Source organism: Paenibacillus salivarius (assembly GCF_051307165.1).
Classification (GTDB): Bacteria; Bacillota; Bacilli; order Paenibacillales; family Paenibacillaceae; genus Fontibacillus.
Genome location: NZ_CP195592.1, coordinates 1,188,485 through 1,207,322 on the forward strand (window position 1 = coordinate 1,188,485; position 18,838 = coordinate 1,207,322).

Genomic DNA, 18,838 nt, shown 5'->3' on the forward strand with positions numbered 1-18,838 from the left:
CCGAATGGATTTGGAGTGATTTATAATGAAAAAAGTATTTCCGTCCGTATTGACGCTAGGGAATCTATTATTGGGCTTTTCCGCCATTTTATTCGTATATCAGGGCGAAACCGCTATCTCCTTCATGCTAATTTTGCTGGGATTGCTCTGCGATTTTTTTGACGGTTTTTGCGCCAGAAAGCTGGATGCCGTCTCGGAACTGGGCAAGGAGCTTGATTCGCTGGCCGACCTTGTCACTTTTGGGATCGCGCCGGCGGTATTGGCTTACGTCACCTCGCTGCATGAAGTCCGCGTATTGGGAATTGTCGGCTGCTTGACTTACGTCTGCTGCGGTGCCCTGCGTCTGGCACGCTATAATGCTGCCCAGAGCCATATGCCGGGCTTTGTCGGAATGCCGATCCCGCTCGCGGCCATGCTCATTCTGCTGATGAGCGCTTCGCTGCAGCCGGTGCTGGCGGCGTTTGGGGCTTTGCTGCTTAGTTTGCTGATGGTCAGCAGAATTTCTTTTCCCGGCTTGAAAAAAATGAAGCCTGAAGTTGCAGAGGAATGCTAATGGAACCAGTGCTTCAATTTTTGTCCGATTACGGGTATGTCGCAATCTTCGTCCTTTTAACGCTTGGTATCGTCGGCTTGCCCGTGCCGGACGAACTGCTGATGACAGCGATCGGATATTTGACTTTAATCGGTACCATGAAGCTTCCTTATGCCTTGTTCTTTAGCTTCTTCGGCGCGTTGAGCGGCATGATCGTCAGTTACTCGATCGGGTTGAGAGCCGGCCGCCCCTTTCTGGAGCGTTACGGGAAATGGATAGGTTTGAAGCCGCACCGGATCGCCAAGGTCGAAGGATGGATGAATAAATACGGTCCCTTTTCCATTATGATCGGTTATTTTATTCCCGGATTTCGGCATGTCACCTGTTACCTGTGCGGAATAAGCCGGATGCCGCTGCGAAAATACTGTCTATTCGCGTCCATCGGCGCCTTTTTTTGGTGTTTTATTTTTATCATGGCGGGAAGAATTTTGGGATATGCGCATTAACGAACAGAAAGGAGCGCGCGTTTTGACGAAGAAAGTGCTGATCGTTGAGGACGAACTTCGAATCCGGGAGCTCATTTCGGATTATTTTGCCGCCCAACAGTGGGAGGTATGCCAGGCGGGGGACGGCGAAGAAGGTCTTTACGCCTTCGAAACGGAAATGCCGGATCTTGTGATTCTCGATTTGATGATGCCCGAGATGGACGGTTGGGAACTGTGCCGCCAGATCCGTCGCCGTTCGGGTGTCCCAATCATTATTCTAACCGCGGTATCCGGAGATGAGCGGCAGATCGAAGGCTATGAGTTGGGGGCGGATGATTACGTAACCAAGACATTTAGCCCCAAAGTGCTCGTCTCGAAAGCCGAAGTGCTGATGAAGAGAATTGCCGGCCAACTCTCTCCTTCTCCCTATTCGCCGGTTGGTTGCGGCGTTATGCTGCATATTCAAAGTCGGCGATTGGAAAGGGAGGGAGCGTCGATCGACCTGACGCCGAAGGAATATGAACTCCTTCAATTACTGTTGCGCAACCGGGGGATCGTGCTGCCTCGGGACACCATCTTGAGCCACACTTGGGGACCGGATTATGAAGGGGATATTAGAGTCGTGGATACGCACATTAAAAAGCTGAGAAGCAAGATGGGGCCGGCTGCAGACTGTATCCGCACCGTATTCGGTATCGGTTATATTTATGAGGAGGCTCCATGAAGCGATTCGGCATTACAACCAAGCTTTTTATCGCTACGGCCGTGATCTTCATTCTTTTTTATCTTATCGTGCTCATGTGTCAGCTGCTGGTTTTTCCCGAATTTTATGAGCACAGGAAAATGCTCAAGCTGGAACGGGCGGCAACGTCGTTAGCGTCGATATACCAAAAGGATCCTGAAGCCGCCCGCGAGCCGTATTCGAAGACATGGTTTCAGATGCACAAGAATGACGCCGATTTCGCATTGACGGACTTTGCGGGAAATATGACGGTCGACGATCCTTTTCGGATGCGGATAATCCGCAAGGACGGCACCGCCATTGACGTCTCGCTGTCTTATTTCGTCAGTGCTTACAGGCGGGAATTCAAGCGTATGAATATTAAGATTGGACAAGAGGTGGAGGTACGAGGAGAATTCGCCGAGGATCCGGGCAGCATCACCTTTTATCCGCATTATCTCAAAAAAAGAGATGGAATCAATGCTGGCGTGCAAGAGATTGGAAAGATCGAGGCGGGGGGTACGGAATCCGATGTGGAGATTGGAAAAGTGGAGAAGATTAGCGTCCCCAATCCCAACAAAGCAGGCTTACGTCTGGGTATCCTCTATTCGGCTATGGACGAGTTTTTTCCCTTGTCGACAGCCTATACGGATCGGTTGAAGAAAATGGAAACGATCGAGCAGAGGTGGACCGATCCGTGGACCGGAAGCCGAAATGGGATTATCATGCAGCCGGTGCTCAGCCGGGACGGCGGGATCGAAGTGCTGTTTCTGGTGACTTCGCTGCAGGAGATCAAGGAGACGAATAGCGCATTGCGCCTGTTCTTTGGATATTTGGGCCTCGGCGGCTTCATATTGATCATGCTGCTTTCCATCTTTTATTCCCGGATGATCACACGTCCCCTTTTGCTGCTGAACAAGCGAGCCGAGGAAATGAAGCATTTGAATTTTTCCGGGGGAGAGCCTATTCAACGTAAAGACGAACTGGGTAGTTTATCGAATACCCTCATTGATTTGTCCGGCAAGTTGGAAAGGACGTTGGGCGAACTGAATGAAACGAATGCCCGCTTGAGAAGGGAGATCGAACAGAACAAGGAGCTGGAACAACTGCAGAAGGACTTTTTTGCCAACGCTTCGCATGAACTCAAAACGCCGATCAGCATTGTGCGGGGATTTGCGGAAGGCATGCGGGACGGGATCAGCGCGGGCCGTCAGGATCATTATGTCGGCGTAATTCTGGAGGAAAGCGGGAAAATGGAGCGACTCGTTCAGGATATGCTGGACCTGCTCCGGCTGGAATCGCCTACAGTCAAACTTTACAAATCTCCGATTCTGCTCGGCGAGCTTACGGAGGATATGCTGGGGAAGCTTGTATATCAGCTGCGGGAGAAGCGTCTTACCGTCCGGGTAAATCGAGATCGTGAACGGGAAATTATGGCGGATGCCGCCAAGATGGAGCAGGTGGTGATGAATTTGATGACCAATGCCATCCGCCATGCCGAAGAGGGCAGCACCATCCAAATCCAAGTCTCGGTAGAAGGCGAAGCCTGCGTCTACACCATCCATAACAAGGGCGAGGCTATTCCGGATGCTTACCTGAAACGAATATGGGAGCGATTCTTTCGGGCAGAGCCTTCGAGGGACCGCAAAAGCGGGGGGACGGGCCTCGGTCTCGCCATCGTCAGAAGGATTTTGGAGCTGCATGAGTGTGAATACCAGGTGGAAAACAGGGATGGCGGCGTTATGTTTACCCTCAAGTTTTGGACCTAAGCTTGTCTTCACGAAATAAAGAAGGAGCATGACAGCAAAGTCTGCTCCTTTTTGTATTGCAGGGGAGGGCTTATTGGCAGATACGTCTGGAGAGGATCATATAGAATTCTTTAATATTGGCGAGTTTGTCGAACTCCAATTCATGTTTTCCCGCTTTTGTGATGACATTGATCTTATTGGTCAGCGAAAAGGATCCGGTGATCTCAAATCCAATTTCTTCGATCTTGCTGTATGGAATGGAGGTCACTTGCGTTTGCTTGCTTAATGGAACCTTTCCCACATAAATTAAACGTTTGTTGGTGAGCGCAACGAAGTCGCTGGAAAGGCCATAGGTCCGTTCGACCTGTTCGCCTTCGAATAAAAATTCATATAGTTGCTGCATGTGCTTCTCGCGGTTATCGCCGCTTTTAAAGAGTGTATAGTTCGATAGTCTCTAACAATTTCCTCCATGAAATCACTGCAATCGACAGAAAAGAGAGGTCAAGGAACATCCTCAGAATTCCCGAACATGAATTGTCGGCTGATTAGCTCAAGTTAATTTTTATATGAGAGTGATAACTTCACAACGATTTCAATCATTTCTTTTATCTGTTGATTTGTATTTAATACCCCACCTCGTCTTCTTAAAAATTCATGAAGCATGAGTACCTTTTTCCCCTCGATAATATGGAACGAAAACTTTTTCTCACGGGGAATTTCAACAGGCGTCTCAAAGTTTACATCCATTATTTTCAATATATCAATAAATGCCTCTGAAGCAGATTTACCATTGCATATAATCCAGGCGTCTTTAGCTGATTCGTTAAGAATCAAGTTTAATAATTTGACTAAATAATTCTTAAAACAAACCTCTGTACGGAAAAGTTCATCTAAACCATCTCTTGATAAGGAAAACTCTTTCGATGCGAAAGGAATGAGCTCAACCACCGCCATGGGCTTAGTCGAAATGAGTTCAAGGTACTTTTGCTTTGTTTTGGCATTATTACTACCCTTCCGGAAGTCCGACCAGCTTACGAATTTGCGTTTCTCTAATGAATTCATTAACAAGCCCAAGTTTCGATAATAAGGAACAACTGCTCCGGGGTCACCAAGCACTCTGTTAAAAATATGGTCTCCCTCAAGATTTTTCGGGTTATGATACTCAGCTAGCGCTTCCCAAGTTTTCAAATGTCTTGTATCCCCGGCTTCCCCATCGTCATGAGGATTTAATCCTAATATTACGTATCCGAAGTTGCTTCCGGATGAGGCAATAGGACAGAACTTATCCGGATGAAGCCGGTATTTTGGATTGCTTTTCGGATTAAGAATAAATTCAATCCTTTTGACCAGCTCTGTGAATACTTCGTTCTTACCAATAGGCCCCTTCAAAGTTTCATTTGTGAAAGATTGCATCAATTCTAGAAAATGATTATTTTGCATTTTTCCACTCTCCGATAGCGTCATAAGACAATATATAATTTGAACATATTGAGAGGCATAATGGTTTTCCAATAATCTCCTCCTTATCTTAATGTTATGCTACTATAATTAGTAACATAATACTAAAAAGGGGTTGTTTAATTTGAGAAAGAGATGGATATCAGGGGCTATGGCACTATTTTTGGCGTTTTCAAGCACATCTATGATTTCCGCTCATCCGGGAAGAACGGACTCAAAAGGCGGGCATACGTGCAAAACGAATTGCGAGAAATGGGGATTGGAATATGGGGAGTACCATTACCATAACGGCAAGGGATCTTCCTCCTCGAACAGCACATCGTCAAAGAATTCATCCTCTTCCGGCTCAAGCACGAAAGCTTCTTCATCCAAAAAATCCGCCTCTAAACCTGCAACGCCTGCATACAAGGAGTCTGGGCTTGAGGTATACGTGAATGGAGATAAGCTCAATTTTGGCAGTCAACCGGTTATTTACCAGAATACGAATCTTGTACCTTTGCGCGAAATTGCCGAGGGATTGGGAGCATCCATTTCCTATGATAAAGATAGCGGCACGATCGGAGTAAGTAGAGGAACAAATAAAATTACGCTTACGCTCGGAAGCAAAACCGTATTTTATAACGGTACCTCCGAAACGGCAAACGTGGCTCCTAAAGTCATCAAAGACGTTACCTATGTTCCTGCTCAGGTTTTTGCCAGAGGACTAGGAGCGAGCATTGAATACAATGCCGACAGTAATTCGCTTGAAATTTCTATCAACTGATACTAAATAGTATAAAACCAAGGCCGTATGGAAATCGGGAGACCCTCCTGTTTTTCATAGGCCTTTTATTTTTTTAAAAGGTATGAAGCAGCTCATCTGCTCCGAAGCAGACTCCCATACCGCTTCGGCGTCGTACCATACGTCCGCTTAAACATCCGGATAAAATAACTGGTCTCCATGCCGAGCTGTTGGGCGACGGCCTCGACGGTCATGTCGGGCTGGCCCTCCAGGAGCTGAACGGAACGCTTCATGCGGAGTTGAAGAATATACTGCTGCGGCGTTACGCCATAATGAGCAACGAAAAGCCGGTGGAAATGCTGCATGGAGTACCCTGCGGCCCTCGCCACATTGCTAAGGAGCAACCGTTCGTTATAGTGGTCATGGATCAGTTTTACGGCTGCCTGAAGCGCCGGGTTCGATTGACCGGCCGGGTAGATGCGGCTTACGCTTCGCTTGCCGAACGACTGGCCCTCAAGTACGCCCAAAAGGAGGGTATACAATCGTTTGGAGGCATCCCAATAGGCATTCTCTCCGTTTAGGCTGATCAAATGCCAAAGCGATTCCAATTGAGTCCAAAGCGCACTAAAGTCCGGAACATGGAGGACTCTGCACGAGGTCTTGCCGTTAGACCCTAGGAGGGGAGCGGCGGCGGGACCGTTAAAGGCGACGAACCCGAGATCCCAGACGTCATCGGAGTTATAAGGACGATAGGTATGGGGAACATGGGCGGGGAGAAAAAGAGCGGTGCCCGGCGTCAAAATCAGTTCATCCGCCCCCTCGATTTGAAGCCGTCCCGCGCCGCTTCGGGTCAAAAACAACTGATTTGCCGAATAGCCTTCCGGACGGGACAAATGTTTCTGTTCATGACTTCCGATACAGCAGACGTAAAGCGGCAATGTCTCATCCAGGTTTGCAAATTCGGCAAGAAGAAAAGGCAGCATCCAGGAACCCTCCGCAAATGTTAAGATTGTACGATTTTTTGAACTGAATATTCTATAAGTATAAAAGTATTATCGGATATGATCAAAAGGAGATGAGTGAATGGGAGGAGTTTTTTGAGATGGAGTATCCTATAGATGCGCGGATTCCGGTTAAGACGATCACCCCGTCCTCTTTACGAATGGGAGGCATCTACCCGGAGGGAGTCCGTATCGGTTTTACGAATTATTACCTGCAAATCGATGGAAAACCGGTGATTCCCGTGTGCGGCGAATTCCATTATTCGCGCTATCCGGAGTCGGAGTGGGAGACGGAGCTGGCAAAAATGAAGATGTCGGGCATCAACATCATCGCCACCTACATCTTCTGGAACCATCATGAAGAAATCGAAGGTACGTTCGATTGGAAGGGAAACCTCAATCTGCGGAAATTTACGGAAATGTGCGCGCGCCAAGGGCTCTACCTGATCCTCCGGATCGGTCCGTTTTGCCATGGGGAGGTACGTAACGGCGGTTTGCCCGACTGGCTGTTCGGCAGGCCTTTCGAGGTTCGCTCGAACGACGCAGGGTACATCGAATATGTCCGCAGGCTATACGGGGAAATCGGCAGACAAGCGGAAGGCTTCATGTATCGGGACGGGGGACCGGTGATCGGGATTCAGCTTGAAAATGAGCTCAACGCCGCGGCCGCGCTGTGGGAGTTGACCGCGAAGCAAGGCGACGAGTATATGAGCGGCGGTAGCGGAGGCGACGAAGGGGTGGAGCATATGCGAATCCTCAAGCAGCTTGCCGAGGCGGCCGGGTTGATTGCGCCGATTTACACATCGACGGGATGGGGAGATGCACCCCTGCTGGAGGACGAAGTTCTTCCGCTTTATGGCGGATACGCATATACGCCTTGGAGCATCAGCGCGGACAATCCGGCACAGAAGCCGACGAACGAGTATGTTTTTGTCAGCTATCATGACGATGAATCGGATTCCGGTGAGTTTCGGCCGCCATACCCCAAAACGAAATATCCTTTTGCCTGCTGCGAAATGGGCTGCGGGATGCAGACCTGGTATTTATCGAGGTTTCAGGTGGAGCCGGAGAGCGTCCTGGCGATGAGCCTGGTCAAGGTAGCCGGAGGATGCAACTTTGTCGGCTACTATATGTTCCATGGAGGGACCAATCCGGTCGGAAAGACCGGCTATTTGAATGAAAGCACGACTCCGAGGATCACCTATGATTTTCAAGCTCCGCTCGGAGAGTTTGGGCAATTCCGGAGCTCCAATCATCTGCTTCGGCCGTTTCATTATTTTCTGCGTCAATTCGGCGGACGGCTGGCTCCGATGGGGACGGTGCTCCCGGTAGGGGCGGAATCGATCCGTCCGGAGGATGCGGAGACGCTTCGGTATGCGATTCGGACCGACGGAAAATCGGGATTTTTGTTCGTAAACAATTATCAGGATCACGTCGAGATGGGGTCGCATGAGGATGTGCGGTTCAAGATCGCCCAAAGCGGCGGTACTCTCGCGTTCCCGCAAAAGACTTCGCTTACGGTTCGTCCCAACGCCTCCATGATGCTGCCGTTCCATTTCGATCTTGACGGATTGAATTTGACGTATGCGACGGCGCAGCCGGTCACGGCCGTTGAAACGGCAGACGCGGCGACTTATTTCTTTGCCGTTCCGGCAGGCGTGGACGGGGAGCTGGCCTTCGATACGTCAAGCTCCGAGGACATTGTCGCCGACGGAGCCGGGCTTGAGCGCGGCCGGGAAGGTTCGGCCATCGTGATCGTTCCGCGCGACAATTCGGCATGGATCCGGATTCGGCGTGAAGGGAAGCGGGAGATCCGCGTCTATGTGATGACCGCAAAAGAAGCGGGAACACTGTGGGAGGCGGAAGTATCCGGCACGCGTCGTATTTTTTTCTCCGAATCGCCGCTGGCCGTGAAGGAAAACGTCCTTGAACTTTACATGAACGGGGAGGAAGAATTCGCTTTCCGCGAATTCGCAACCGAAGAATCGCAGCCCCCTTGGCGGACCGAGTCGGGGCATTGCAAGGTATCCATGGAAAAAGAGGGCTTGTTCCGCAGCTACTCCATCCGGCTGCCCAAGCTGCAGATTCCCCTGGAAGTTAAGCGGATGAAGGATCATAAAGTGGTCGTAAGCTTCGAACCCGCTTTGCTGCACGAGTCAGACGATATTCTGTTGAATATCGACTATACAGGGAACGTGGGTTATGCCTTCTCCGACGGGCGACTCTTCCATGATCATTTTTATAATGGGGCCCCGTGGGAAATCGGTTTAAAACGCTTCGAAGCTCAGCTTCAAAACGGAGAGATCGTGTTGGAAACGACGCCGCTGCGCAAAGGAGTCATGACGGTGGACGCCAACGCGGCCATGGCGGTGGAGCGTCATTTTTCCGGGGAGCAGCAGGCAATTTTCCACCGGATTTCCGCCAAGCCCGTACGCCGGATCCTGCTGCATGCAAATATAGAAGGGTGATTTAATCCATCTTCTTTTTTAGTGCATCATTTTCCTGTTTCAAACGGTCGAGCTCGGATTTTAAGTGGTCGATGTCTTGTTCGATATTTCTTTTCCGCGAAACTTCTTTTATAGCTTTATGGCTCATGAAGGCAAAAATAAAACAGATCACTCCCCAACTTGCAAACTCTTTTGTCGGGCTTACCGCGCCTAAGAGACCGATCGATCCTGCCACAATGAACCATACTTTGGAAAGCCTAGGTTTATTAAATACGAAGGCCAGACCCAGTATGAGAAAAATGCCCATGAAATTGCTGATTAGGGACATGGTCTCATTTTCGCTCCGGCTAAACTCCGGAAGAGGATGATTCCCTTGATAAAAGACAAAAATCATAAAAAAGAACGATAAAATACCTGTTGCGATTCTCATTATGGTGATTACCTCCGAATGATGTCGTCCATGGATATATCGGCATAACCGCCGAATCCATGAAGAAGGGGCCTATTGGCCCCTTTTTCACATTCGTCATTCCATTGGCTTCCCGTTAAGCGTCGGCGGAGCTTCTTGCTTCATTTCCGGACCGAACTCATCGTCTTTTGCGGCCGGATTACCATCTTGATTCCACGCGTCCATCGTCATAAAGGCCCTGCTGCGCCCGCCATCGGTCGAATCTTTAGCTTTGGCACGCTCAAGCTGCTCTTTCGCTTTCTCGTTTGCGTCCATCGGGTCACCTCCTCCAGTCGTTGAATAAAGTATCTCCAATAATCGGGTTGTGAAATTCCTTAAATTACCTTTTGAATTCTAAAGAGAGCCGATTCTCTTCAAAAATAAATATGTAATTGACATAGGACAAGCGCCATTACAAATCTATAAGCTAGTAAATAAGATGTTAGTAGGTTTCGTGGCTGTCCATGAAACACGATGAGTAAAGGGGTGAGATTTATTGCCAATTCAAAATATCATTATTAACGGCAGCTTCGAGACCGGGGAATTCAGTCCATTCGTCGCACATAATGCTTCGATTACTCGCACTTACAGCCATTTGGGTTATTTCAGTGTTTTATTACCCGGCGGACCGGTAAACTCCTACATTTACCAATTCGCGCCCATCAATCCGGGCGACAATTCGGAATTGTTCGTTTCTCTTTCCCGTTTAGGCTCTGGTGAGAGTCCGGCCGTCAGCTTGAGTGTACAGTATTATGATGCTGAACTTAACTTTATTGAGTATCAATTAATCGGCGTTGTGGACGACGGGGTCCTTCCGAATGTAGCCGATAAGGATTGGACGGAGTTTTATGCAACTGCCGGACCGGCACCCGCAAATTCAGCCTTTGTATTTCTTCTCGTGAATAAATTGCCGAGACCTGTAAGCTCCGATGTTCTCGTTGATGACGTTACGTTGTTGACGGCTCCATTTGGGGGTTCGCCAGGTCCAACCGGACCTCCAGGTCCGACAGGAGTGGCGGGCCCGACGGGTGCAGCCGGCGCGACTGGAGCAGCAGGTCCAACCGGACCTCCAGGCCCGACGGGAGCAGCCGGCGCGACTGGAGCCACTGGCCCGACGGGAGCGGCAGGCGCAACGGGAGCGGCAGGCCCAACGGGAGCAGCAGGCCCGAGCGGGGCAGCAGGCCCGACAGGAGCCACCGGCCCGACGGGAGCAGCAGGCGCAACGGGAGCCACCGGCCCGACGGGAGCCACCGGCGCGACGGGAGCGGCAGGCCCGACAGGAGCGGCAGGCGCAACGGGAGCCACCGGCGCGACGGGAGCGGCAGGCCCGACCGGGGCAACAGGCCCGACGGGAGCAGCAGGTGCGACGGGAGCAGCAGGTGCGACGGGAGCAGCAGGTCCGACAGGAGCGGCAGGCCCGACGGGAGCAGCAGGTGCAACGGGAGCCACCGGCCCGACGGGAGCGGCAGGCCCGACCGGGGCAACAGGCCCGACGGGAGCGGCAGGTGCGACGGGAGCAGCAGGTCCGACAGGAGCGGCAGGCCCGACGGGAGCAGCAGGCGCAACGGGAGCCACCGGCCCAACGGGAGCAGCAGGCGCAACGGGAGCCACCGGTCCAACGGGAGCAGCGGGCGCGACGGGAGCCACAGGCCCGACGGGAGCAGCAGGTCCGACCGGGGCAACAGGCCCGACGGGAGCGGTAGGCGCAACGGGAGCAGCAGGTGCAACGGGAGCAGCAGGCCCGACGGGAGCAGCAGGCCCGACCGGGGCAACAGGCCCGACGGGAGCGGCAGGCGCGACAGGAGCAACGGGTCCAACGGGAGCCACCGGTCCGACTGGAGCAACAGGTCCTAATTTTACCGAAAGCTCCGGCTTCGCCGCGAATACGACAGGAACGACAATTTCGGTCGTACTTGGCGGTACAGCCGTGCCGCTTCCGAGTGCCCAAAATTTAAACAATATTACCGTCAACGCGGCCAACACCGTATTTACAGTCGCAAATCCGGGAAGGTATTACATTTCCTATAATGTCAACACTACTTTGGCGGTCGGGGTTACCGCCCAATTGGTGATCAACGGTGCCGCCAATGCGGCATCATCCAGAACCGCCCTTGCGGGGGTAACCGAACTGCATGGCGAAATCATCCTGAACTTGACCGCAAACAGCACGATATCGCTTCAGCTGGCCGGGCTGATCGTGGCGGCCGTGCTGCAGGCCGGGCAAGGTGCGACACTTACGATCATTCGCTTGGACGATTAAAAAACATGCAAAAAAGACCGGGATAATCCCGGTCTTTCTTTTTTCAAGATAACCGGGAGCTTCATGCGATGAAAGCTAAAATACCAGCATATTCTGAAAATATTGAATGATTTTGAACAATTGTCTCATGTAGTTCCCGGCAGCTCTCCATCTATACTTAAGGTACGGAAAAAGGAGAGTGAATTTATGGAACGATCCACGTCTTTAGCATCCGGAGTACCTGTCCGCAAAAAAACATTTCTCAAGCGCTGGGACTCTCCAATTGCAGGTTACCTGTTTATTTCCCCGTGGTTGATCGGTTTCTTGGCTTTGACGGCCTATCCGATGCTGCTATCCCTCTATTATTCCTTCACGAATTATACCTTGATGAAGCCGATCGAATGGGTCGGTCTGGAAAATTACAATCGTATTTTGAATTCGGACGAGAAATTCGCCAAATCGTTATGGATCACGTTTTATTACGTGCTGGCTTCGGTGCCGCTGAAGCTGATTGCCGCGCTGCTGGTCGCCATGCTGCTGAAAAAAGCGGTGCGCGGAATCTCGGTCTACCGAACGGCCATCTATTTTCCCTCTTTGATCGGGGCGAGCATTGCGGTTTCCCTGTTATGGAAAAATATTTTCGGCGTGGACGGCTTCTTCAACAAGCTCCTAGGCGCTTTCGGAATCCCGGGAACGGGCTGGGTGACGAATCCGGATACCGCGTTATGGTCGCTGATCGGGCTGTCGGTCTGGCAATTCGGCTCTTCGATGGTTATTTTCCTCGCGGGCCTGAAGCAGATTCCGAATGACCTGTATGAAGCCTCGGCGGTGGACGGTGCGGGCAGGATGAGACAATTTTTCAAAATAACGCTCCCTATGTTGTCCCCAACGTTATTTTTCAATCTCATCATGGGGGTCATCAACTCCTTCCAGATGTTCACGCCTGCCTACGTGATCACCGCCGGGGGGCCGATGAACTCCACCTATGTGTACGCGCTGTATTTGTACGAACGGGCATTCAGCCGCTATCAACTGGGCTATTCCTCCTCCTTGGCCTGGATCATGCTGCTGTTGATCGTGGCTGCCGCCGTGATCATTAACCTGACTTCGAAATACTGGGTATTCTATGAATCCGAAAGCCAGGGAGGGAAACGAAAATGACCAGGTCCAGCCGGAACAAATTCATTCGCCATTCGGTGCTCATTATCTTCAGTCTGATCATGGTTTACCCGGTCATTTGGTGGATCGGCGCTTCTTTAAAAAACAACCGGGAGCTGAGTTCCCCGTCCATATTCCCGACCGTGCCCCAGTGGTCGAACTATACCAAGGGCTGGCATTCCGTACCGGGATTTACGTTCACCGATTTCTATGTGAACACCTTTTATTTAATCATCGCGGTCGTCATCGTAACCGTGATTTCCAGTACGCTGGTTGCTTTCGGATTCGCCAGATTGGACTTTCCGCTGCGCGGATTCTGGTTTTCCCTGCTGATGCTCACGCTCATGCTGCCGGGCCAAGTACTCATCATTCCGCAGTATGCCATGTTCCACCAATTCGGCTGGGTCAACACGTATTTGCCGTTCATCGTCCCCCATGCCTTGGCAGGTGGAGCGGGAGGAACCTTCTTCGTCTTTCTGCTCGTTCAATTTATACGGGGGCTCCCGCGGGAGCTGGATGAATCGGCAAAAATAGACGGATGCAGCTGGTTCGGGATTTACTGGAGAATCATCATGCCGTTGTTAAAGCCGTCCATCGTTACCGTCGTTATTTTCTGCTTCCTGTGGAACTGGGACGATTTCCTCGGCCACCTGTTGTACATTAATTCCGTGGACAAATATACGGTCGGGCTGGCTTTGCGGATGATCAACGATTCCCAAGGCGGCGCGGAGTGGGGACAATTGCTGGCCATGTCGCTCGTTTCTATTTTGCCGGCGACGCTCCTGTTTATTTTTGCCCAGAAGTACTTTGTCGAGGGTGTTGCCACGACAGGGCTAAAAGGCTAGCCAGCTTTTCCATCATATATTAAAATTAGAAAACATTGAGGCAGCGGTTCGCCGCAGCTTCAATGTTTTTTTCGGATAGATGAAAACGGAGGATGCGCGAAATGATCAATCCTTTCAAAAAATACCGGATCGACTCCTTATTTATGATTTGCTTTGCCGGGTTGATCGCGATTGTACTGGCGATTACGGTATGGATCAGTTATGTCATTACTTCGCGGGAATTGGCCGAAAACACGTCTTATTACCAAAAAAGACTGCTTGAGGAGTTGAACAACGAAATTACGGGCCGGCTTACGTCGATTGAGCAAATATCGCTGACAACGTCCAGAGATAACGACTTGCTGACTTTTTTGTCGGGAAAAGAAGACGAATTCAACCACTATCAGAGGTCGAAGGGAATTCAGCAGGCGCTGGCCCATCTAACCTATTCCATTCCGCAAATCCAGGCCATCGATCTATACATGATGCAGCCGGAATGGGGGGGAGAGCAGAGCTACATCCAATTTCATGATTTGACCAAAGCCGTCTATCAACCCTGGTATTCTTCTTTGCGGAAAAATGATTTCGCCTGGTCGAAGGAGCATGAATTGTCTACATATAAGGGAAATGTGCCCGTGTTGAGCTTTTCCCGCAAGGTGTACAACAATTCCCGTTATTTGGGCATTCTCGTCGTGCATGTGAAAGCCGATTGGATCAGAAGCATTCTTGCCGGCTATTCCCAAGATTCGAACAGGATCCTTTTGGATATGAACGGCAGGGAACTGCTAAACGTCGGAAGGTCGATGAAAGATACCGGATTAAGAGAGCAGGACCTGCGGTTCCCGGACGAATCCGGCGTGTTCCGGTCACATACTCAGCCGTACGGCGTCGAGTCCCTGGTCGTATACTCCAAGGTTGCCGACTCAGAGTGGATGCTGTTGGAGATCACCCCGTGGAAGCAAATTACGGCGGGAAGCGTCAAGCTTGCGGGGGCGATTATTTCGATCGGCATCGGGGCATTGTTGCTTGCCTTTTTATTAATGCTCTGGTTAAGCCGTCAATTTATGAAACCGGTCGCCCAGCTGGTAAGAGCGATGAAGAATTACGCGGTCGGAGGAGAACAGGCGGAGCTGGCCAACGACTATACGAATGAATTCGGCATTCTGTTTGCGGGATTCCGCAAGATGAACGAGAGAATCCAGGCTTTGTACGCATCGCTTGCCGAACGTTACGAGAAGCAGCGCAAGGCCGAGATTGAAGCGCTCCAAGCCAATATTAATCCGCATTTTCTTTATAACACCTTAGATCAGCTGAATTGGATGGCGATTGCGGAAGGACAGGAGAAGATGAGCCGCATTCTGGAACTGATGGGGCGCATGTTCCGCATCGGATTGTCGCATGGAAAAAGCTTTATTACGCTGGAAGAAGAGCTGACTCATGTCAAATGCTATTTGGAAATCCAGCAGATCAGGTGGGAAGACGGATTGGATTACGAGGTGCAGGCTTCCCAGGACGTGCTCGGCTTGTGTATACCCAAAATGACGCTTCAGCCTTTCGTCGAAAATTCCGTCATTCACGGCTTCAACGGAAGGCGGAACGGTCGGATTCTGATCAAGGTTGGAGAGCAGGACGACCATGTCCGGATCATGATTATGGACGACGGCAACGGGCTGGGCCAGCGGGACAAAGAAAATCATCGCCGAAAAGGAGGGTACGGCATCCGGAACGTGACAGAGCGGTTTTCGGCTTATTTTAACGATGATTTCGCGATTGCCATCGAGAATGGGGATCCGCAGGGGGCGGTGGTGTCGATCGTCTTTCCGAGGCTGGAAGAATCGTATAGCGAAGCATAATCAGACGATTTTATAATAAATTGTGCATCTCTCTTATACTCCGGCTAGCCTCGAATTGATAGGATACTAATTGACCACATTATATTGTTTTAGGGGGAAGTCGGCATGAACAAATGGAAGCGATTGCAATTCGTCGCGGTATTGATGGTGCTCTCCTTGCTGGTGGCGGCCTGCGGCAGCGGCGGAGGCAAAGGAGGCAACTCAAGCAATGCGGGCGGCACAACGGCAACCACGAACGAAACCCCGGCCGAAACGGGCTCGGCACAGGAAAATGTGAAGCTGCGGATTATGTGGTGGGGCTCGCAGCCGCGTCACGAAGCGACGCTGAAGGTACTGGATTTGTATACGCAGAAAAATCCGCATGTGACGTTCGAGCCGGAATACTCCGGGATGGACGGCTATCTGGATAAACTCTCTACGCAGGCGGCCGCGCATAACGAGCCGGATATTTTTCAAATGGACCCGGGCTGGATTTCGGACTGGACCTCCCGCAACCAATTGGAAGAACTCGATACCAAGGTTAAACTGGACGAACTGACGCCAAGCCTTTTACCGATCGGGCAGAGAGACGGCAAGCAATACGGCGTACCGCTGGGATCCGTTGCTTTCGGGATGATTTATGACAAGGCGGCCCTTGAGAAATTGGGCGCAACGATGCCGGAAGACGGCTGGTCATGGGACGATTTCTTCGCATTGGCGGAAGAAGTAAAGCCTAAACTGGCTAAAGGCCAGTACTTCACGTTGGATTATGCCGGTAACTACTTCGTGTTCAGCGCTTATCACTATGCCAAGGGCAAAGGTACGCTGATCACGGAAGACGGCAAATTCAATATCGATGAAGCGACATTTCTGGAATGGACGAAAAAATTCGAGCAGCTGCGCAAGGACGGACTGGTGCCACCTGCCGATTTGAACGCGTCCGACAAGGAAATGGACCCGACGGCAGACTTGCTGGTGAACGGCAAAGTGCTGTTCCGTTACTCTTTCTCCAATAACTACACCACTTGGGACAGCATGAAAGAAGGGGCGTATGATCTGGTGACGATGCCTCGGGCCGAGGAAGCCGGAGGTTGGCTGAAGCCTTCCATGTATCTCAGCCTTTCGCCGAATTCCAAGCATAAAGAAGAAGCGGCCAAGTTTATCGACTGGTTCGTCAATGATCCGGAGGCAGGGGCTATCCTTGGAACCGTTCGCGGCGTGCCCGCCAATGCCAAGATCGCCGAGAGCCTGATTCCGAATCTGCCGGAAGGGGAGAAAGTGGGCATGAAGCTGATCGACGCAACGACCCCGGACGGCCAAACGTTTACGACAGGGCCGGAAGGATGGGTGAATTTCATCGACAAAGACTTCCCTCTCGTGCGGGATGAGCTGAGCTTCGGCAGAACCACGCCGGAAAAGGCCTATGAATCTCTGAAGAAGGCCGCTCAAGAATACGAATAAGCGAATAAGCGAATAAGCCATTCCCGGTTCGCGTCATGCCTGAGCGGTTTTTTTAAGCCTATCGGGCATGGCGCTTTATCGGCTAGTATGAAGCATTGCCTTTTGCAAAAAAGAAGGGGGATCTTCAGATGTGGAAGATAGGAATCGTGGATGACGACCGCGCGGTACTGCAGGGAATCCGAAAAGCCATTCCTTGGGATGAGCTGAATGCGGAGTGGGCAGGAGAAGCGTTGAACGGGGAAGAAGGGCTTGAAATGATCGAATCCGCTTGTCCCGATATCGTGATTACCGATTTGTATATGCCTGTCATGAATGGTCTGGACATGATCGAACAGTTGCGGAAAAAGAATGATTATGCGGGTAAAGTGATTATTTTGAGCGGTTACTCGGACTTTGAATATGCCCGCCAGGCATTACGCTTGAAGGTGAACGATTACCTTTCCAAGCCGGTCAGTCTTCCGACGCTAAAGTCGGTTTTAAGCCAGGCCATATCCGACTTGGAGGAACGGGAGGAGCGGCGGATGAAGCAGGATGAACTGCTGCGGAAGCTGCGTGTGTACGAACCGTTCGTCGAGAAGGAATGGGTCAAATCCATTGCGGCGGGCACATTGAAAGATCCCCGTCTTCAAAGCGAAATCCCGGCGCCATATCAAAGCTGGCTTGATTTTGACCATACTGTCGTAGGCATCGAATTGGTCCGCGATCAACGGGCGGCCAAGCTGAGCTTATCCGACTGGAGCCTCCTCCGGTTCGCAATCGGCAATATGGTTTGCGAGATTGCCCAAGCCGTGTTCTCCTCTTTTGATCATGCCGATCTCCACACGAATCGCTCCGTGATCATTATTCATCATGACCGAACGGAGTCTGCCGGGCGCTTGCGGCAGCGGATGGAGCAGCTCAGCGTCAGATTAATCGACTGTGCGCGGAACTATTTGAAGCTGAAGCTCCGGATCGGGATCGGGGAACGCAAGAGCAACATAAGTGAAATCGGCGTCTCGACGGAAGAAGCGTTTCGTGCGATCGATTTGAATTTCCGGCCGGCGGTTCCGGAATATGATCTGTATTTCTACAATACGCAGGAGCTGAGTCATCAGGGGAACGAGCCCCCGGTGCGTCCCGTTAAGCTTTACCTGGAGCTGGCCGGCGCGATTCGAACGTCGCAGGAAAATCAGGCCCGCACGATGATCAAGGATCACATGATGCGTTTGGAACAAGCGGGCGGGATCGCCAAGCCTTACGTCGGCATGCTGGCCGGAGAGCTGTGGGGCATTATCGCCTTCGCGTTTTATGAGACCGGAACGGTGGTCGATGATATTTTCTCGAATGATTGCATTGCGCGCGAAATAGCGGAGCTGCAGCGTCCATCCGAGCTTGCCGAATGGCTCGGCAACAAGATCGGGCTTGTGTTCGGCAGCCGCGAATGGGGCGGAAACGGAAAGCATCGTCAGGCCGTCGACTTTATGATCGAGTATATTCACGAACACTATGCCGAGGATATTACGCTTGGCAGTTTGGCGGATAAGGTTTATATTTCCCGAAACTACTTGTCGATGATCTTCAAAAATATGACGGGCGAGACGTTCAACAATTATTTGACGAGAGTCAGGATTGAGAAAGCGCGGGAACTGCTGATGGAGAACAACGCGCTGGTTTACGAAGTGGCCGAAAAGGTCGGATATAAAAATGTTCCGTATTTCAGCACGCTGTTCAAGAAAATTACGGGCATGAACCCGACGGAGCTCGGAAAATGAATATGAGGAGGC

At 51.2% G+C, this 18,838-nt stretch carries 17 protein-coding genes; 12 read left to right on the forward strand and 5 right to left on the reverse strand.

Annotated elements, in window-relative coordinates; genetic code table 11:
• The first annotated feature begins 25 nt into the window (after positions 1 to 25).
• Genes pssA through ACSFXJ_RS05360 form a run of 4 tightly spaced genes read left to right on the forward strand, consistent with a single transcriptional unit; the run spans position 26 to position 3,507 of the window.
• Positions 26 to 553, forward strand: coding sequence for a CDP-diacylglycerol--serine O-phosphatidyltransferase (gene pssA / locus ACSFXJ_RS05345; RefSeq protein WP_435924174.1), 528 nt, complete (start codon positions 26 to 28; stop codon positions 551 to 553).
• The gene (locus tag ACSFXJ_RS05350; RefSeq protein WP_435924175.1) at positions 553 to 1,038 is read left to right on the forward strand and encodes a DedA family protein; all 486 of its coding nucleotides are present in this window, start codon (positions 553 to 555) and stop codon (positions 1,036 to 1,038) included. The genes pssA and ACSFXJ_RS05350 overlap by 1 nt, the downstream gene beginning before the upstream one ends.
• 22 nt (positions 1,039 to 1,060) lie before the next feature.
• Positions 1,061 to 1,741: a response regulator transcription factor gene (locus tag ACSFXJ_RS05355; RefSeq protein ID WP_435924176.1), complete on the forward strand. Its 681-nt coding sequence runs from the start codon at positions 1,061 to 1,063 to the stop codon at positions 1,739 to 1,741.
• Entirely contained in the window at positions 1,738 to 3,507 is a 1,770-nt protein-coding gene (locus ACSFXJ_RS05360; protein ID WP_435924177.1) for a sensor histidine kinase, read from the forward strand. Before ACSFXJ_RS05355 ends, ACSFXJ_RS05360 begins: the two co-directional genes overlap by 4 nt.
• Before the next feature lie 70 nt (positions 3,508 to 3,577).
• Here ACSFXJ_RS05360 and ACSFXJ_RS05365 read toward each other — a convergent pair whose 3' ends face one another.
• Both ACSFXJ_RS05365 and ACSFXJ_RS05370 read right to left on the reverse strand, forming a co-directional pair.
• Positions 3,578 to 3,889, reverse strand: coding sequence for a PH domain-containing protein (locus ACSFXJ_RS05365; RefSeq protein ID WP_435924178.1), 312 nt, complete (start codon positions 3,887 to 3,889; stop codon positions 3,578 to 3,580).
• A 152-nt stretch (positions 3,890 to 4,041) separates the two neighbouring features.
• A complete protein-coding gene (locus ACSFXJ_RS05370; protein ID WP_435924179.1) occupies positions 4,042 to 4,998 on the reverse strand; it encodes a hypothetical protein in 957 nt (318 codons plus the stop codon).
• Positions 4,999 to 5,095: 97 nt separating this feature from the next.
• Here ACSFXJ_RS05370 and ACSFXJ_RS05375 point away from each other — a divergent pair, with 97 nt between their 5' ends.
• Positions 5,096 to 5,707 (forward strand): copper amine oxidase N-terminal domain-containing protein, encoded by a 612-nt coding sequence (locus ACSFXJ_RS05375; protein WP_435925677.1) that lies wholly within the window; start codon positions 5,096 to 5,098, stop codon positions 5,705 to 5,707.
• A 92-nt stretch (positions 5,708 to 5,799) separates the two neighbouring features.
• Here the strand turns inward: ACSFXJ_RS05375 and ACSFXJ_RS05380 are convergent, their stop codons facing one another.
• Positions 5,800 to 6,648: an AraC family transcriptional regulator gene (locus ACSFXJ_RS05380; protein ID WP_435924180.1), complete on the reverse strand. Its 849-nt coding sequence runs from the start codon at positions 6,646 to 6,648 to the stop codon at positions 5,800 to 5,802.
• A gap of 119 nt (positions 6,649 to 6,767) precedes the next feature.
• Here ACSFXJ_RS05380 and ACSFXJ_RS05385 point away from each other — a divergent pair, with 119 nt between their 5' ends.
• Positions 6,768 to 9,134, forward strand: coding sequence for a beta-galactosidase (locus tag ACSFXJ_RS05385; protein WP_435924181.1), 2,367 nt, complete (start codon positions 6,768 to 6,770; stop codon positions 9,132 to 9,134).
• 1 nt (position 9,135) lies between these two features.
• Here the strand turns inward: ACSFXJ_RS05385 and ACSFXJ_RS05390 are convergent, their stop codons facing one another.
• Both ACSFXJ_RS05390 and ACSFXJ_RS05395 read right to left on the reverse strand, forming a co-directional pair.
• On the reverse strand, positions 9,136 to 9,543 hold the full coding sequence (locus tag ACSFXJ_RS05390) for a hypothetical protein (RefSeq protein WP_435924182.1): 408 nt from the start codon (positions 9,541 to 9,543) through the stop codon (positions 9,136 to 9,138).
• A 96-nt stretch (positions 9,544 to 9,639) separates the two neighbouring features.
• Entirely contained in the window at positions 9,640 to 9,837 is a 198-nt protein-coding gene (locus ACSFXJ_RS05395; RefSeq protein WP_435924184.1) for a hypothetical protein, read from the reverse strand.
• Between the two features lie 220 nt (positions 9,838 to 10,057).
• Here ACSFXJ_RS05395 and ACSFXJ_RS05400 point away from each other — a divergent pair, with 220 nt between their 5' ends.
• From ACSFXJ_RS05400 to ACSFXJ_RS05425, 6 genes are all read left to right on the forward strand, one after another.
• Positions 10,058 to 11,821: an NTTRR-F1 domain gene (locus ACSFXJ_RS05400; protein ID WP_435924186.1), complete on the forward strand. Its 1,764-nt coding sequence runs from the start codon at positions 10,058 to 10,060 to the stop codon at positions 11,819 to 11,821.
• Positions 11,822 to 12,007: 186 nt separating this feature from the next.
• Positions 12,008 to 12,961, forward strand: coding sequence for a carbohydrate ABC transporter permease (locus tag ACSFXJ_RS05405; RefSeq protein WP_435924187.1), 954 nt, complete (start codon positions 12,008 to 12,010; stop codon positions 12,959 to 12,961).
• Complete coding sequence (locus ACSFXJ_RS05410) at positions 12,958 to 13,803, forward strand: carbohydrate ABC transporter permease (RefSeq protein WP_435924188.1); 846 nt, start codon at positions 12,958 to 12,960, stop codon at positions 13,801 to 13,803. Before ACSFXJ_RS05405 ends, ACSFXJ_RS05410 begins: the two co-directional genes overlap by 4 nt.
• Before the next feature lie 101 nt (positions 13,804 to 13,904).
• Entirely contained in the window at positions 13,905 to 15,635 is a 1,731-nt protein-coding gene (locus tag ACSFXJ_RS05415) for a sensor histidine kinase (RefSeq protein WP_435924189.1), read from the forward strand.
• A 105-nt stretch (positions 15,636 to 15,740) separates the two neighbouring features.
• Positions 15,741 to 17,075 (forward strand): ABC transporter substrate-binding protein, encoded by a 1,335-nt coding sequence (locus tag ACSFXJ_RS05420; RefSeq protein ID WP_435924190.1) that lies wholly within the window; start codon positions 15,741 to 15,743, stop codon positions 17,073 to 17,075.
• A 128-nt stretch (positions 17,076 to 17,203) separates the two neighbouring features.
• A complete protein-coding gene (locus ACSFXJ_RS05425; protein ID WP_435924191.1) occupies positions 17,204 to 18,826 on the forward strand; it encodes a response regulator transcription factor in 1,623 nt (540 codons plus the stop codon).
• Positions 18,827 to 18,838 lie beyond the last annotated feature (12 nt).